We start from the raw sequence: 15,733 nt of genomic DNA, 5'->3' as shown, positions 1-15,733 counted from the left end.
CAAAACGGAGGTGCACAATACGTGACCGGCATACTAACAGAAGATGCACTATTTAAAAAATCACCTCAAGAAATTACAGCACTTCTATATGAAGCATGTCTCACAAATTTAGAAGAAGCGATTGATGATATAAACAACAAAGACTTTGTCGTCGCCAACAAGAAGCTTCAAAAAGCAAATGATATATTACACCGCTTGGGTGCAGGTCTAAATTACGAAGCGGGGATTATCGCCGACCAGCTAGATGCCTTATATAATTACATGGCAGACAAAGTAATTGAGGCAAACTATAAAAAAGATACAAAGCTTATTGAAGAAGTCATAAAAGCATTAGAACCAATTGTAATAACATGGAACGAGGCAATGAAGAACAAGCCATCTTCATCTTCAACAGTAGTGAGACAAAAAGCAATGGCATATGAAAAAAGTATCTTAATGGAAGATAACTAATTCCCTAAAAAAAGATAATAAAGGAGAAAAATAGCATGCAAATTAACCATAATATTCAAGCATTAAATGCTTACCGTAACCTTTACAAAAACCAATTCCAAACTTCGAAAAACTTAGAAAAACTATCATCAGGCTTACGCATCAACCGTGCCGCAGATGATGCAGCAGGTCTAGCAATCTCTGAAAAAATGCGCTCGCAAATCCGCGGTCTAAAACAAGCAGAACGCAACTCACTAGACGGCGTATCACTAATGCAAACAGCAGAGGGTGCAATGACAGAAGTACACGCGATGCTTCAACGTATGCGTGAACTAGCAGTTCAAGCAGCCAACGATACAAATACAACATTTGACCGCGAAGCTGTACAAAAGGAAATTGATCAATTACTACTAGAAATTGATAGTATCGCATCAAAAACGGAGTTTAATACTCGTAAACTATTAGATGGGTCAAGTGCGGTGGATACGCAATACTTCAAAGGCAACGGGGGAAGTGGAAATCAAATAGGAATTGTTGGAGTTCCAATTGTATCTGACCCTAGCATGGTAACAGGTAAATATGCAATTAAAGTTAATGGAGCTACATCATCTGGTTCATATGTTAAATCATTAAATCAGCCAGGTGCTGGGGTAAGTTCTGCGAATGTAATTGCTAGTTCGGGCTCTCAGTTAGCTGGGGATAAAGCCATTGGTAGGGATCTTAAGTTAGGAGAATATACAATCGTTGTTACGAAATATGATGAAACCTTATCAGGATCCACGGTAGTTAGTAAAAATGCAACAATCGAAGTATTCGATCCAGACGGATTCTCGATTGGTAGTTTAGCAGGTCTAATTGGTGATAGTGCTAGTAGTAATACTGGTGGCCCAATTCAAAAAGTAGGTACAGTAGATGGCAAACAATTAATGATTGATTTCTCACAAATAACAGCTGCTGGAAAGGCAAAAGTGCAATTAGAAACGAAGATAAAAGTTTCTGTTGAAAAGTATCCATTAGGTGCCGATGGACAAATCGCGAGTGGTGGAAATGCAAAAGGAATCCCAATAACATTTGAGAAGGAATTAACAACTTCAAACGGTGTAATCAAACATGGAGGACTTGAATTAACATTTGGCACAAATATTAAGGATGGAAAATCTGATTTTGATTTAACAAACAAGGCATTAGCATTCCAAATCGGTGCCAATACTAACCAAAATGTAATGATTGACGTACCTGAATTAAGCACTGTAAAGCTTGGTATTGATAAGATAAGTGTTCTATCGCATTTTGATGCAAACCAAGCAATTTTTAAATTTGACCAAGCAATTAATCAAATTTCAGCAACACGTTCAAAGCTCGGAGCAACACAAAACCGCCTAGAGCATACAATTAACAACTTACAAGTAACACATGAAAACCTATCAGCTTCAGAATCACGCATCCGTGACGCTGATATGGCATTAGAAATGACAGAATTCACAAAGAACAACATTCTCAACCAATCAGCACAAGCAATGCTTGCACAAGCAAACCAATTGCCGCAAGGCGTGCTTCAATTGCTACAAGGTTAATAATAGAATCAACTGGGACAAGGGGACACCTTGTCCCAGTTTTTTTGAACAGCGAGGAAACTAGAATATAATAATTTTCATTCAATCAAAAATAATAGCCCAAAAAATGAGGTATAAATGCTATAATAAATCCAAATGAAAAAAAGGAGATGTGATTATATATGGATGACAAGGTTTTTAATTTATTAGAAAAAATGTATGTTGAAATGCAAGAAATGAAATCTAACATGGCAACAAAACAAGATTTGTTTAAGGTTGAACAAAAAGTAGACAGACTTGAGGAAAAAGTAGATAGACTTGAACAAAAAGTAGACAGACTTGAGCAAAGAGTAGATGGCCTTGAGCAAAGGTTAATATTACTTGAAAATAAAGTAGAAACAAACCATAAGGTGTTATTTGATGGATACAAACAAACGTATGAAAAGTTAGTCTCTCTTGAAGAAAAGGTAGATAGAATTGAGAAAAAGGTTGAAACACATGATGTTGAAATCAGAGTTATAAAGGGAGCTGCAAACAGCTAATCCAATTCAATCTCTTTATCTGAAGAAGGAGATTAATCTCCCGCAAATTTTTACTCATCATTTAAATCATCCTAATAGCCATCATTTTATCACTTCTATAAATATAAGCGAGTAATATGCTATAATAAAATCACTGTATTTAAATTCCATAACAAATAGTAATCCGTAAAGGCGGGAAAATAAAATGGATGTACAAAAGGTAGGGAAAACCAGCCTAAATAACATACAATCAAAAAAAAGCGGGCCAACTGAAAGTATTTCATTCCAAGAAGTAATGGGGAAAAACCGTCAGGAAATGGTCTATGAAAAATTAACAAAGCTTGTTCAAGACATCGAAGACCAAGGAAAAGTTTTGGCGGAATCAAGAACGATTGATGAGCTAAGAAAATATAAAAAAATGGTCAAGGAGTTTTTAGACGAAGCCGTCCAAAATGGTCTCCAGCTTGAGGAACGCCGTGGCTTCAACCGCCGGGGCCGTACAAAAATCTATAAAATCGTGAAAGAAGTCGATAAAAAATTAATTGATTTGACAAACGCTGTTTTAGACAAGGAAAAAAAGAGCCTTGATATTTTAAATATGGTTGGGGAAATCAAAGGACTATTAATTAATATTTACACATAAACTAGTACTTTCGACAAAGGAAGGTATTCAATATGAAAACTGCAATTGTGACAGATAGTACGGCCTACATCCCTGAAAAGCTGCGGGAACAATTACAGATTGAAATGTGTCCTTTAAACGTTATTTTCGGAACAGCGGAGTCGTACAAAGAAGAACTAGAAATGACTGCAAATCATTTTTATGAAAAGGTAAAGCATGCGCCAGAGCTACCGAAAACCTCTCAACCAGCCATTGGTTTATTTGAAGAAACGTTTAAAAAATTAAAAGTTCAAGGCTATGAAGCAGTTATTTCCATTCATTTATCAAGCGGAATTAGCGGAACATATCAAGCCGCTTTAACAGCTGGTGAAATGGTAGATGGGATTGAAATCCATTCTTTTGATTCAGAAATTAGCTGTATGCCACAAGGATTTTACGCAATAGAAGCAGCTGAAATGGCACTACAAGGTAAAAACCCTGAAGAAATAATAGAGCGCCTTAACGAGATGAAAAAATCAATGCGCGCTTATTTCATGGTGGATGATTTAATACATTTACAGCGTGGAGGCCGGCTAAATGGAGCACAAGCATTGATAGGTAGCCTGCTTCAAGTCAAGCCGTTATTGCATTTTGAAAATAAACAAATCGTTCCCTTCGAAAAAATACGCACACATAAAAAAGCAATCAAACGAATAGTAGAATTGTTTGACGAAGATGCAAAAACTGGAGTACCAATTCAAGCCTCGTTAATCCACGCCAATCGTCTTGAAATAGCAGAGGAACTAAAAAAACAAATTCAAGCAAAATACCATAACGTAGAAATTGATATAAGTTACTTTGGTGCGGTAATCGGTACACATTTAGGTGAAGGTGCACTTGGATTAGGCTGGTATAAAAATAGGCGCTAACAGTGATCATGCTGTTGGTGCTGAATAGCAGAGAGGTGCCGAAAAATGAGATTCACAAGCCAAACGTACAACAAAGGAACAGTATTAATGCCAGAAAAATTAGTTAGTAATCTAGTACAAAACAATCCCGCAAGCCATTCACATCCCAACCTTCAACCAATATACAAAATTTTAGATTTATTGCCGCAAAAATTAAATAATGAATTCCATTTCTCTCACGACCTTCAACAACATCTACAAGGCAAAAAACTTCTCCTAGACGAAATTCCATTTCCGTTAACAGAAATTCATGAACATTATCTCAACGGCTATATTCAATACAACTATGGCATTATAAAAAAACAAAATAACGTGTTGGAATGTCAACGTTGTGGCAATCAAAGCCAATTTTTATTCGCAGAATTCAACTGTGCCCGTTGTCAAGAAAAATCGTGCACATACTGCCGGAATTGTATTATGATGGGACGAGTTAGCCAGTGCACACCGCTCATAACTTGGACAGGTCCATCCAAGCTTTCGACTCCAAACCAAGCTATTTTAAACTGGTCAGGCCAACTTTCTCCCGGACAGCAAAAAGCCTCAAATAAAGTAGTCGAAGCAATCGGAAACAATAAAGATTTATTAGTCTGGGCAGTTTGCGGATCTGGCAAAACAGAAGTGCTTTTTCAAGGTATTCAAACAGCTCTCCAACAACGAAAACAAGTTTGTGTAACAACACCACGAACCGACGTCGTTCTCGAACTGACGCCACGACTGAAACAAGTCTTTCCGAACACAACTATAATCTCTTTATATGGCGGCAGTGAAGACCGCCGTAAGTCAGCCCAACTTACTATTTCCACCACCCATCAACTGCTTAGATACTACAAAAATTTCGATGTCATTATTATCGATGAAGTTGATGCTTTTCCCTATTCAGCCGATAAATCACTTCAATATGCAGTCCAACAGGCAAAAAAAGAAATGGCAGCCATGATCTATTTAACCGCTACACCGGACGAAGAGTTTAAACAAAAATCAAAAAGAGGCCTAATCAATACAGTAACGATTCCGGCAAGATATCATCGCCATCCACTTCCTGTTCCAGTGTTCAAATGGTGTGGTGATTGGAAAAAGCGGCTGAAGAAAAACAAAGCCATCCCCACGAATATTCAAGCATGGGTCACAACACATCTACAAACAAAAAAACAAGCCTTCCTATTCGTTCCACATATTGAGACATTATACGAAGTTGTGTCCATACTAAAAAAGCTTCACCCCAGTATTGAAGGTGTCCACTCCGAAGACCCAAAACGAAAGGAAAAAGTCCAAGCCTTCCGTGATGGAACAATACCGCTCCTTGTGACAACGACTATCCTTGAACGCGGCGTAACAATCCCTAATACTGATGTTGCTGTCCTTGGCGCAGAGGATTCAATTTTTACAGAAAGTGCCCTTGTACAAATTGCGGGACGGGTCGGACGCAGCCCGAAATATCCAACAGGTGATGTTATTTTTTATCATCATGGAAAAACAAAAGCAATCGTCGCCGCCCGTGCGCAAATTTTAAAAATGAATAAAGAGGGAAAGACGGTCGGTCTACTAGATTAAATTTTGAAGTTATTTCTGATTCCTTGTACAATAAGAGCAAACAGTACTTGGGGTGACAGGTTTGCAACTCGATGAAAAAATAAAAAATCAAATCATAAAAATCGCGCAAAACTATGAAGGCGTAGAAAAAGTCATTTTATTTGGCTCCCGGGCAAGAGGTGACGCATTAGAACGATCGGATATTGATCTTGCTATCGAAGCTGAAAAAATTGTAGAAAGCGACTGGCTAGACCTTTATTTTCAACTACAAGAAGAATTAGATACTCTATTATCCATTGATGTTGTTTGGCTTACTGAAGCCTCAGATGAACTAAAAACTAATATAAAAAGAGAAGGATGTGTGCTTTATGACAATGCCAAAACTGAAACAAAGCATGAGCAATCTTAAAAATGCACTAGACCGCTTAGAAGATGCGGTGCAAAGAGAGACGACTGATAAATTATTAATTGATGGAACGATACAGCGCTTTGAATTTACGATAGAACTTTTTTGGAAGACATTAAAAAGATTTTTAGAGGAAGATGGAGTTGAAGCAACTACACCTAGGTCTACCCTAAAAGAAGCCTATAAGGCGAACTGGATACATAACGAAGAAATATGGCTAAAAATGTTGAAAGATCGAAATTCAACATCACATGTATATGATGAGAAGCTGGCTGAACGTATTTATAAAAATATCAAACAATATTATCCAATTATGAAGGAGACATATTTGTTTCTCCAACAAAAAATAAACGATGAGGAGGGGAACTAATGATGCGCTGTCTTATTTGCCATCAACCAATTAATGAAACAATTACCTGGAGTACGCTATTTACCTTATCAAGCTGGCAAAACGAGCCGCAAATCTGTCACCCTTGCAACCAAAAACTAGAACTTATCACAGGTGAACAATGCCGCAGCTGCAGTCGTCCGTTTTCTAAGCTGGACAATAAGTTCAGAAAACAAGACATCTGCAATGACTGTTTTCTTTGGGAACGACAATCAGGATGGCAAGACCTCTTGACGAAAAATATTTCGATTTTCTACTACAACGATTTTCTAAGGGAACTATTGGCACAATTTAAATTTCGCGGTGACCATGAAATCGTGAAAATTTTCACTTCCTACATGCAAAATAAGTTTAAACAAACGTTTGATCAAAAAAATCCTCCCATTATCCTCCCGGTTCCACTAAGCGCCGAACGCCTTTATGAAAGGGGGTTTAATCAGGCTTATTCATTGGCAAGCCTATTAAACGTACCAATCGAAGATATCCTCGCGCGTACACACTCCGAAAAACAAAGTAAAAAGAAAAAAGCGGAAAGAATCGTAACGGACTCCCCTTTTCTCCTAAAACAAGATATCCAACTAGACCGCTATTACAACAAATCCCTTCTCATCATCGACGACATTTATACAACAGGCACAACATTACGACAAATTGCGAAAACACTAGGCTCATTATCACCGAAATCAATCAACTCTTTGACGCTGGCAAGGAGCTAATCATTTAATCCCGATTTTAGCTCCTCATCAACAATCCTAAACACATTTCGACATATGTACGATATAATAATTGTAAATAATATCTATGGTCATTTGTTTACAATCATGAAATAGTTGTTTTCAGATAAGATTATTTTTAGGAGGGAAATTTAAAATGCCGGAACTTAGTAATTGTCCAAAATGTGGTCGTTTATATGTCCGTAATCTCCATGGGATTTGTGATGCTTGTCGGAAAGAAGAAGATAAATTATTTGAGAAAGTATATCAATTTATTAGAAAGCGTGAAAATCGTACAGCCTCTATTCCAGAAATCGTTGAAGCAACAGGTGTTCCTGAGGATACAATCATGCGCTTTGTTAAAGAAGGTCGTATACGAACAACTCAATTCCCTAACCTTGGATACCGTTGTGAAAGCTGTGGAGCAATGATTCAAAAAGGGAGGCTATGTATAAACTGTACAAGTACTCTTGAATCGGACCTTAAACAATATATGCATGAGGAAGAACGGCGCCGTCAACTTGAAGAGAAGGAGAAGAAAGTGCGGACGTATTATTCAGAAGATTAAATAACAATCTAAATTAATCCTCACAAGTAAACTTTTCGGAAAAAGTGCCGATAATAAACATAAGATTTAGATGGACTACGTAAACAAGCTTTTTCCAAGTAAGTGAGGTGAATAATTTTGAAAATTAATAATTTTGGTCATGTAAATTTTAATCCATACAAAAAGCAAATCGAGAAGCTGGATCAATTACAAAAAACTACGGGCTCGGATAAAATTCAAATTTCTACTGAAGCGATGGAGATGCAAAAAGGCAGCCGCATCGAGGCAGAAAGACAAGCTAAAGTTGAAGAATTAAAAAATAAAATTGAATCTGGCGAATACAAAGTCGATTCACGCGAAGTAGCTAGGAAAATGTACGAATTCTGGAACGATTAGAAGGGGGTTTATCAGTGTCTGCACAACCATTAATTGAAACACTCGAAAAAATTTTGCTATTGCATCAAAGTCTAACTCAACTAGCACAGCAAAAGACGGAAAAAATCAAAACTGGGGATACTGATGCCCTCAACGAACTTCTAAAGGAAGAAAAAAAACATATCCAAGTTATTCAAAAGTTTGAAGCCGAACGGATACAGGCTTCAAAGATTTTTTTGTCCAAATGTAATGAAGATTTCGCAAATAGTGTGCAAAATCCTACAATTTCGGATTGCTTACAATATGCTGATTCTTCAGAACAACAAAAATTAACAAAAATAAAAGCTGAATTACAAACGCAAATTAACGCTCTATCCGACCGAAACAAACTGAATCAACAACTGCTTCAGCAGTCTTTACAGTTTGTTAATTTGTCTCTAGATCTTTTAACGCCTGATATAGATGCATATAATTACGGGCGACCGGGACAAGCCGAGCAATATGAAGAAGGACGCTCAATTTTCAATTCAAAAGCTTAGTGAGGTGAGTTCATAAATGGCAATATCAACTTTTCATGGGCTAGAAGTAGCCAAGCGGGGCATGATGACCCATCAGGCAGCCCTTTATACGACAGGTCATAATATCGCAAATGCCAATACACCAGGTTACACAAGGCAACGCGTTAATTTTATCCAAACAGAACCATATCCACCAGCATCATTAAATCGTCCGATGATACCTGGCCAGTTAGGAACAGGGGTTAAAGCGGGTGACATTCAACGAATCAGAGATTCATTCGTAGATATGCAATTTCGCGGTGAAAATAGCAAGCTAGGCTACTGGGAAGCAAAAGCCGACATGCTAAGACAAATGGAAAACATTATGAACGAGCCAACAGATACAGGGCTTGCGAATATAATGGATGAATTTTGGAATTCGCTTCAAGATTTAGCCGTTCAACCGCAAAACAACGGGGCTCGCCGTGTTGTTAGCCAGCGTGGGATTGAGTTAGCGAATACTTTTAATTACACGTATAACTCAATCAAAGCAGTGCAAAAAGATTATCGAAATGAAATTGATCTATCACAAGATAGAATTAATTCCATCCTTCGCCAAATTAACCAAGTAAATAAAGAAATTGGTTCCATTGAACCGCATGGCTACTTGCCAAATGATTTATATGATCAGCGTGATCGTTTAGTAGATGAACTATCAAGCTATATAAACATAAAGGTTGAAAGGAAGCCAAGTGGAGGATTGGCTTCGGGGAATGCGGAAGGGTTGTATAATATTTATCTTGCGAACCCGCAAGGGGGGATATTAACTTCGAATGGTGAGAAAATTAAGCTTATTGAAGCTATGGATGATTCTGGAGCTTATAAACATACTGCAACTGGAATTCATATTGAATATGCAGCAAGGGATGAAGAAGATAGCCCTGTTACTGCTATAAAATTTTTCGAGCTTAATCCAAATGGGAAAGGTTTTGTAGATCCCACAGATTCTTCAAAAACTATAGATAAACTTGATGATGCTGATGCTGCAACAGGAAAATATGAGTTTGCTAGTTTTTCGGCCTTTAATACACATGGGAGATTAAAAGGTTTTATTGAAGGATACGGCTATAAAGATGAAAATGGTGTAACTAAAGGTTCTTATAATCAAATGTTAGACGACCTAGATATGATGGCATATACATTTGCTACACATTTCAATTTAGTTCATAGAAGTGGATACAGTTTAACAGATATAAGAGGAGAAAAAATCCCTCGTGATTTTTTTGAGTTAAAGGATGACGCTGGGAATGATATTAAAGATCCAAAGGGTGCGGCAAAATACTTGAAAGTATCCAAAGATATTATCGAAAATGTTGATAATATCGCAGCAGCTGCAGAAGGAAATGTTTATGCGGGTTCATTTAAACGTGACTCTAATGTTCAAAACACAACAGTAGGAAATCCTGTGTTTAGAGGGATTTATGATTCGAAAAATGGTACCGCAGCTGAGGTTATGCCGAATAATCCTGCTGATCCAACGAAACAGTTTAAAATTGAATTGACATATAAAGAACCAACTACACCGAATACGAAAGGGACATGGACATATACAGTTACAGCCACTACTCAAGGTGGGCAGCCGGTTAATAATATACCAAATGATACAGGCCCTGTACCTCCTAACGGAAAGATTACTCTATATGGAATTGAAATTGATACGAATCTTGTAAAGTCAAAGGATGATACCAGTAACCCCGTTACTGCCCAAACTTGGGAATATACTTTCTCAACCGATGGTATTCAATCAAAAGACGATGCCTTTTTGGGAAATGGCTCCAATGCCTTAGTTTTATCTAGAGTAAAAGATGCTCTACTAAATTATGGTGGTAGCATGACGAATGTTCATTCTTTTTACCAAGGGATGATTGGCAGCCTGGGAGATATGACTTCAGAAGCAAACCGTATGACGTCAACTAGTACGATTCTAAAAGACTCTGTTGAACAACGCAGGATGTCAATTAGTAGCGTATCATTAGATGAAGAAATAACGAATATGATTCAATTTCAGTACGCTTATAACGCTTCTGCTCGAATGATTACGTTAGTTGATGAAATACTAGATAAAATCATAAATGGCATGGGATTAGTAGGAAGATAGGTAGGTGAATAAATTATGCGTGTAACACAAAATATGTTAACAAACAGTAATCTAGGTTATATTAGCAAAAATTATAATCGCTTAGGTAAAATAATGGACCAAATCAACACGGGTAAAAAAATCACCCGCCCTTCTGATGATCCGGTTATTGCGATGAAAGGGATGCGTTATCGTAGCCAATTAGTTGAGGTAAAACAATTTTATCGAAACTTGACAGAAGGTTTCACTTGGTTAGAAACATCGGATTCAGCACTTGAAGAAACAGGGCAAATCCTACACCGAATTCGTGAGTTAACAGTTCAGGCATCAAACGACAGCTACGATAAAGACGCGAGAGCAAACATTGCAAAAGAAATTACCCAATTGCAACAGCATCTAGTTGCGATGGCTAACACAAAAGTCGGTGACAACTATATCTTTAACGGAACAAATACGGATAATCAGCCAGTAAGTGAAACAGGTATTAATGTAGATATGAGTACTTCGATTGCTGATTTAGGAGGTTTACCCGATGGTAAAAGTGATAGTATTGATGCAGGATACGTCATTAGTTACCAAGGTCAAACGTATAAGTTTGAGGAGAAAAGTGGTAGTATTGTAACGTTCGTTATTGAGCCAAAAATAAATTATAATGTTGTAGATGATGCCAATAAAGAAAAGACGAAAACCGAGACAGGATTTTCGGCGACTATAAAAATAGATCTTACTAACTCCCACAGCATCGAACAAACTTCGTTACAAGAGAATAAACAGCTAGACGGTGGAATGATTGAAGTAACAAAAACAGTATCTCCTACGGATATAGTTATTTCAAAATCAACAGCAGTGTCAACAAATGACCAAGATGTCGAAATTGAGGTAATGAAAGGTGTTACCATCCCGATTAACGTCAGGAAAGATAGTGCAAATACATTTGCTTATTCCATTGAGTTATTCAGTGGCATTGAATCTATTAAAAAAATGCTTGTAGATCCTGAAACGACTGGACAAGATATTACAAAAGCATTGGATACACTTGATAAAATGCAAAACAATGTCATTTCTACAAGAGCGGAATTAGGTGCTCGTTTAAACCGTGTTGAAATGGTAGAAGACCGCCTTCTCAAACAAAGAATAGTGGCAGAACAAACGGTTGCGGATAATGAAGATATCGACTTTGAGGAAGCAATCATTAATTTAGTAACCCAAGAAAGCATCCATCGTGCATCACTGGCAGCTGGAGCAAGAATCATCCAACCAACATTAATGGACTTTTTACGATAAGCTATCTAAAGAAGATAGCTTTTTCTTTTTCTTAAACAACAAACAAGGTTTCACATTATTTCGTATTACGTTACAATAGGAATAAATAGGTAATGACAGGGGTGAGTTTCATGCAACTTCTCCATTTAAGCATATCAAGTCAATTCGCAAAATTGGGTATGAGTTCGCAAAAGTCGTGGCTAGAAATTAAACAACCATCTGCAGATATGCAGTTAAGACAGCCGCAGCCGGATTTAACAGTGACGAAAACAAAGGGAAAACTCGAAATCAACCAAACCGAAGCATTTGCTGATGCAAACCTAAAGTCACCGTTAAGAAGAACAAGAGAAGCGGCCCAAGAAGCAAAACAAAAACTATTACGAGACCTCGCCAGCCAAGCGGCCGAAGGGGATCGCCTTATGAAAATTGAATCAGGAAACAAAAATGTTATTCCCCAAATTGCCAAAGAACAAAGTGAACCTAAGCAACACCAATTTAATATCGGCTTTGTTCCAGAGTCAGCCTTTAAGGTGAAATTTCATTACACGCCTTCTGAAATTGACATTAAAGTTGACCAAAACAAAACGCTTGTTCAAGTGAAGCCGAACAAACCAATCATCAAGTACCATAAAGGGGATATGCAAATCTATGTAAGGCAAAAACCATCGATTGAATTTAAAGTCACAGGCACAAAATATGACTTAAATATATAGTGAAACAGGGACAAGGTTAATATTACTGAAAAAGTAGCTTTCATAATGCACAATATTTCAAATATATGGCAATCGGACAATAAATGGCCTTGGGCGGACAATAAGTTGCCTAATCTCGCCAATAAATGACTCTTATTGGACAATAAAAGTGATTCTAGGACAATAAGTTCGAAATGGCTCGATTTTTTCAGTGGTCTCGGACAGGCTTGGTATCCCTGCCCCTTCAGAAAATCAAATAATAATAAAGAAATGGTGAATAAGCAAATGAAAATTCAAACAAAATATCATGGTGAAGTTGAAATAAACGATAAAGATATTATCCATTTTGAAGAAGGCATCCCAAGCTTCGAGGAGGAAAAACATTTTACTATTTTACCATTAGGTGAAGACAGCCCGCTACTCATTCTACAATCAACTAAAACGCCAAGCCTAGGCTTCGTTATCACAAGCCCGTTTGACTTTTTTACCGATTATACAGTGAAACTAACAGATTCCGTCATTGAGAAGTTGAAAATCGATGGCGAGGATCATTTGGCGATATTCAGCATAATAACAGTCCAAGATCCATTCCACAACACAACCGCCAATCTAAGGGGCCCAGTCGTAATCAACACAAAAAACCAATTAGGCAAACAAATTGTCCTAAATGATGAGAAATACACAACAAAACATTTACTCGTAAAAACCCCAGCCTCAGTAAGCGAGGAGGGAAAATAAATGCTTGTCCTAACAAGAAAAATAAATCAGTCAATTCAAATCGGTGAGAACGTTGAACTAACAATCTTAGCCATTGACGGTGATCAAATCAAAATCGGCATCAATGCCCCGAAACATATAGAAATACATCGAAAAGAAGTGTATCTTGCCATTCAAGAGGAAAACACCCTCGCGTCAGCTGTGTCTATTGAGCTACTAAAAGGTTTATCAAAACAAGTGCAAAAATAACTAAAGAAAATGAGATAAAATAACCATTCCCAAAGGCAGTAATAACGGAATGGTTATTTTTTATGTTATAATAAAAGTATGAATTTCAGAAATTCGGAAACAATGGAGAGGATGGAGCATAAAATGGGTACAAAATTAACTGAAAGAAGTGATACCTTGAAGGAGCGGCTTACTATTCGCAAACGTGGACAAGTAACCTTGCCCAAATCTGTAATGGAGCGGTTCAATCTAGAGGAAGGAGATACATTAGAGTTATCCATTGATGAAAACGGTGAAATTGTTATTGTTCCGATGGTTCAAGTTCCAGTCAGCCAACGGTGGTTTTGGTCAGAAGAATGGCAAAAAGAAGAACAAGAAGCGGATAAAAATATTAAATTAGGCCATGTAACATCATTTGATAATGTTGACGATGCACTTGATTGGCTAGATAGCAATGAATCGGATGATTGGGCAAAAGAGGAAAAATAATGGAACTTGAATTTACAAAAGTTTTTGTAAAAAAATACAAGAAATTGGACCTGCAATCTCAAAAGACAATCAAAAATGCTCTTACAATAATAGCCCAAGATTTCTCACATCCGTCATTACGTATAAAGAAAATGAAAGGTTATCGTAATCCAAATGTCTGGGAGGCAAGTGCCAATATGGATTTGCGAATTACTTTTGAAATAGAAAAACCTGATAAACTTATTTTGCGAAACTGCGGACATTATGATGAAACTTTAAGCAATCCGTAGAAATTAAAGAATCAAAAATTCTTCGAAAATCTATTAAACAATCAAAACAAAATACCGATATAAAACATGTAAAGTCAGAAAGCAGCTAGAGACGGCCGCTTTAGTTGCGATCTGTCTTAAAAACCAACCACATGGACGTGGGAACTTTCAAAATCAAGGAGGAAAACAAATCATGATTATCAATCACAACTTACCAGCGATGAACTCATATCGCCAAATGGGAACTAACCAACTTAATTCAACAAAATCAATGGAGAAGCTTTCTTCAGGTCTTCGCATCAACCGTGCAGGCGATGACGCTGCTGGTCTAGCAATCTCTGAAAAAATGCGTGGACAAGTACGCGGCTTAAACCAAGCACAACGTAACGCACAAGATGCAATCTCATTAATCCAAACTGCTGAAGGCGGATTATCTGAGACTCATTCCATCTTACAACGTATGCGTGAACTTGCTACACAATCAGCGAACGACACAAATACTGACCAAGATCGTCAAGAGCTTCAAAAAGAGTTAAACCAATTAACTTCTGAAATTAACCGTATTGCTAATAATACAGAATTCAACCAAAAGAAATTGTTAAATGGTTCTCAAAAATTAGCTGGTGCCGATGCAAATAATATTAAACTTGCTGGTGCAGGTAATGTTACAAGTGGAAACGGTCTACACATGCAAGTTGGTGCAAACTCGATGCAAAATATGACTGTTGACATTTTTGATATGCGTGCTGAAGCGCTTGGTGTTGCTGGTACAACAAATCAAACTGCACAAATTAATAATACTAGTACTTATAAGAATGTTGCGAGTGTAAGTACAACTGAAACATACTATTCAGCAAGTGGTGTAAAACAGACTAATGGAACTAGTGTTCGAACAGACAACGGTACTGTTATAAATGCAGAGCTTGTTAAGAAGTCAGAAGATGCAATGTTCGCTAGTGGTGCTCAAAATCAGTTAGCTGATATCGGTAATGACACTGCAGGTCAAACATACGCTTTAGATATTCGTAATCATAAAAAGGCAACAGCTGCTATTTCCGTTATCGATGCAGCAATTAACCAAGTATCTGCTGAACGTTCAAAGCTTGGGGCATTCCAAAACCGCCTAGAGCACACAATCAGCAACTTAGGTAACTCTGCTGAAAACTTACAGGCTGCAGAATCTCGTGTTCGTGACGTAGACATGGCGAACGAAATGATGTCATTCACTAAGAACAACATCCTTTCTCAAGCATCACAAGCAATGCTTGCACAAGCGAACCAACGTCCACAATCAGTATTACAATTACTTCAATAATATATGTAAGGGAAGAGGCTCTAGTTATCTAGGGTCTTTTCTTTTTATGCATCGTGAAAGATTGACCATGAAAGTTTGAACATCATATAATTAAAAATGAACGAAGCATAGGGGAA

20 protein-coding genes and 1 pseudogene are annotated in these 15,733 nt (G+C 37.4%); all 21 read left to right on the top strand.

Annotated features, from left to right (window positions below):
* Positions 1-21: 21 nt before the first annotated feature.
* The 21 genes and pseudogenes from fliS to GX497_13375 all read left to right on the top strand — a co-directional run bounded on the left by fliS (position 22) and on the right by GX497_13375 (position 15,617).
* On the top strand, positions 22-450 hold the full coding sequence (gene fliS / locus GX497_13475) for a flagellar export chaperone FliS (GenBank protein HHY74204.1): 429 nt from the start codon (positions 22-24) through the stop codon (positions 448-450).
* Between the two features lie 35 nt (positions 451-485).
* The gene (locus GX497_13470; GenBank protein HHY74203.1) at positions 486-2,003 is read left to right on the top strand and encodes a flagellin; all 1,518 of its coding nucleotides are present in this window, start codon (positions 486-488) and stop codon (positions 2,001-2,003) included.
* Between the two features lie 161 nt (positions 2,004-2,164).
* Entirely contained in the window at positions 2,165-2,524 is a 360-nt protein-coding gene (locus GX497_13465) for a hypothetical protein (GenBank protein HHY74202.1), read from the top strand.
* A 184-nt stretch (positions 2,525-2,708) separates the two neighbouring features.
* Positions 2,709-3,146: a YaaR family protein gene (locus GX497_13460; protein HHY74201.1), complete on the top strand. Its 438-nt coding sequence runs from the start codon at positions 2,709-2,711 to the stop codon at positions 3,144-3,146.
* A 32-nt stretch (positions 3,147-3,178) separates the two neighbouring features.
* Positions 3,179-4,033 (top strand): DegV family protein, encoded by an 855-nt coding sequence (locus GX497_13455; GenBank protein ID HHY74200.1) that lies wholly within the window; start codon positions 3,179-3,181, stop codon positions 4,031-4,033.
* Positions 4,034-4,120: 87 nt separating this feature from the next.
* Positions 4,121-5,623 carry a DEAD/DEAH box helicase gene (locus GX497_13450; GenBank protein HHY74199.1) on the top strand — a complete coding sequence of 501 codons (1,503 nt, stop codon included), beginning with the start codon at positions 4,121-4,123 and terminating at the stop codon, positions 5,621-5,623.
* Positions 5,624-5,684: 61 nt separating this feature from the next.
* On the top strand, positions 5,685-6,011 hold the full coding sequence (locus GX497_13445) for a nucleotidyltransferase domain-containing protein (GenBank protein HHY74198.1): 327 nt from the start codon (positions 5,685-5,687) through the stop codon (positions 6,009-6,011).
* On the top strand, positions 5,971-6,378 hold the full coding sequence (locus GX497_13440; protein ID HHY74197.1) for a nucleotidyltransferase: 408 nt from the start codon (positions 5,971-5,973) through the stop codon (positions 6,376-6,378). The genes GX497_13445 and GX497_13440 overlap by 41 nt, the downstream gene beginning before the upstream one ends.
* A gap of 2 nt (positions 6,379-6,380) precedes the next feature.
* Positions 6,381-7,112, top strand: coding sequence for a ComF family protein (locus tag GX497_13435; GenBank protein ID HHY74196.1), 732 nt, complete (start codon positions 6,381-6,383; stop codon positions 7,110-7,112).
* A gap of 154 nt (positions 7,113-7,266) precedes the next feature.
* The gene (locus tag GX497_13430; protein HHY74195.1) at positions 7,267-7,677 is read left to right on the top strand and encodes a hypothetical protein; all 411 of its coding nucleotides are present in this window, start codon (positions 7,267-7,269) and stop codon (positions 7,675-7,677) included.
* Positions 7,678-7,794: 117 nt separating this feature from the next.
* Entirely contained in the window at positions 7,795-8,052 is a 258-nt protein-coding gene (gene flgM, locus GX497_13425; GenBank protein ID HHY74194.1) for a flagellar biosynthesis anti-sigma factor FlgM, read from the top strand.
* A 14-nt stretch (positions 8,053-8,066) separates the two neighbouring features.
* Entirely contained in the window at positions 8,067-8,570 is a 504-nt protein-coding gene (locus GX497_13420) for a flagellar protein FlgN (GenBank protein ID HHY74193.1), read from the top strand.
* A 16-nt stretch (positions 8,571-8,586) separates the two neighbouring features.
* Positions 8,587-9,273, top strand: a pseudogene (gene flgK / locus GX497_13415) (flagellar hook-associated protein FlgK).
* Between the two features lie 768 nt (positions 9,274-10,041).
* Positions 10,042-10,686: a hypothetical protein gene (locus tag GX497_13410; GenBank protein ID HHY74192.1), complete on the top strand. Its 645-nt coding sequence runs from the start codon at positions 10,042-10,044 to the stop codon at positions 10,684-10,686.
* A 15-nt stretch (positions 10,687-10,701) separates the two neighbouring features.
* Positions 10,702-11,949, top strand: coding sequence for a flagellar hook-associated protein FlgL (gene flgL / locus GX497_13405; protein ID HHY74191.1), 1,248 nt, complete (start codon positions 10,702-10,704; stop codon positions 11,947-11,949).
* Between the two features lie 110 nt (positions 11,950-12,059).
* Entirely contained in the window at positions 12,060-12,641 is a 582-nt protein-coding gene (locus tag GX497_13400; GenBank protein ID HHY74190.1) for a hypothetical protein, read from the top strand.
* 264 nt (positions 12,642-12,905) lie between these two features.
* Positions 12,906-13,358, top strand: a complete 453-nt coding sequence (gene fliW / locus GX497_13395) for a flagellar assembly protein FliW (protein HHY74189.1) — start codon at positions 12,906-12,908, stop codon at positions 13,356-13,358.
* The gene (gene csrA / locus GX497_13390) at positions 13,359-13,586 is read left to right on the top strand and encodes a carbon storage regulator CsrA (GenBank protein HHY74188.1); all 228 of its coding nucleotides are present in this window, start codon (positions 13,359-13,361) and stop codon (positions 13,584-13,586) included.
* A gap of 123 nt (positions 13,587-13,709) precedes the next feature.
* On the top strand, positions 13,710-14,054 hold the full coding sequence (locus GX497_13385) for an AbrB/MazE/SpoVT family DNA-binding domain-containing protein (GenBank protein HHY74187.1): 345 nt from the start codon (positions 13,710-13,712) through the stop codon (positions 14,052-14,054).
* Positions 14,054-14,323: a cytotoxin gene (locus GX497_13380; protein HHY74186.1), complete on the top strand. Its 270-nt coding sequence runs from the start codon at positions 14,054-14,056 to the stop codon at positions 14,321-14,323. The genes GX497_13385 and GX497_13380 overlap by 1 nt, the downstream gene beginning before the upstream one ends.
* Before the next feature lie 172 nt (positions 14,324-14,495).
* A complete protein-coding gene (locus GX497_13375) occupies positions 14,496-15,617 on the top strand; it encodes a flagellin (protein ID HHY74185.1) in 1,122 nt (373 codons plus the stop codon).
* Positions 15,618-15,733: the final 116 nt, after the last annotated feature.

This window comes from Bacillus sp. (in: firmicutes) (genome assembly GCA_012842745.1).
In the GTDB taxonomy this organism is placed as follows: Bacteria; Bacillota; Bacilli; order Bacillales; family Bacillaceae_J; genus Schinkia.
Note: the sequence above shows the minus strand (reverse complement) of the source record. Positions and strands in the feature narration are given on the sequence as shown.

What these genes read in the sequence shown, in the direction of transcription:
- flgL (HHY74191.1), top strand. Translation starts at nt 10,702, where the DNA reads ATGCGTGTAACACAAAATATGTTAACAAACAGTAATCTAGGTTATATT.
- GX497_13435 (HHY74196.1), top strand. Translation starts at nt 6,381, where the DNA reads ATGCGCTGTCTTATTTGCCATCAACCAATTAATGAAACAATTACCTGG.
- GX497_13400 (HHY74190.1), top strand. Translation starts at nt 12,060, where the DNA reads ATGCAACTTCTCCATTTAAGCATATCAAGTCAATTCGCAAAATTGGGT.
- GX497_13470 (HHY74203.1), top strand. Translation starts at nt 486, where the DNA reads ATGCAAATTAACCATAATATTCAAGCATTAAATGCTTACCGTAACCTT.
- GX497_13410 (HHY74192.1), top strand. Translation starts at nt 10,042, where the DNA reads ATGCCGAATAATCCTGCTGATCCAACGAAACAGTTTAAAATTGAATTG.
- GX497_13465 (HHY74202.1), top strand. Translation starts at nt 2,165, where the DNA reads ATGGATGACAAGGTTTTTAATTTATTAGAAAAAATGTATGTTGAAATG.
- GX497_13450 (HHY74199.1), top strand. Translation starts at nt 4,121, where the DNA reads ATGCCAGAAAAATTAGTTAGTAATCTAGTACAAAACAATCCCGCAAGC.
- GX497_13385 (HHY74187.1), top strand. Translation starts at nt 13,710, where the DNA reads ATGGGTACAAAATTAACTGAAAGAAGTGATACCTTGAAGGAGCGGCTT.
- GX497_13455 (HHY74200.1), top strand. Translation starts at nt 3,179, where the DNA reads ATGAAAACTGCAATTGTGACAGATAGTACGGCCTACATCCCTGAAAAG.
- GX497_13375 (HHY74185.1), top strand. Translation starts at nt 14,496, where the DNA reads ATGATTATCAATCACAACTTACCAGCGATGAACTCATATCGCCAAATG.
- GX497_13440 (HHY74197.1), top strand. Translation starts at nt 5,971, where the DNA reads ATGACAATGCCAAAACTGAAACAAAGCATGAGCAATCTTAAAAATGCA.
- GX497_13460 (HHY74201.1), top strand. Translation starts at nt 2,709, where the DNA reads ATGGATGTACAAAAGGTAGGGAAAACCAGCCTAAATAACATACAATCA.
- csrA (HHY74188.1), top strand. Translation starts at nt 13,359, where the DNA reads ATGCTTGTCCTAACAAGAAAAATAAATCAGTCAATTCAAATCGGTGAG.
- GX497_13430 (HHY74195.1), top strand. Translation starts at nt 7,267, where the DNA reads ATGCCGGAACTTAGTAATTGTCCAAAATGTGGTCGTTTATATGTCCGT.
- GX497_13380 (HHY74186.1), top strand. Translation starts at nt 14,054, where the DNA reads ATGGAACTTGAATTTACAAAAGTTTTTGTAAAAAAATACAAGAAATTG.
- fliW (HHY74189.1), top strand. Translation starts at nt 12,906, where the DNA reads ATGAAAATTCAAACAAAATATCATGGTGAAGTTGAAATAAACGATAAA.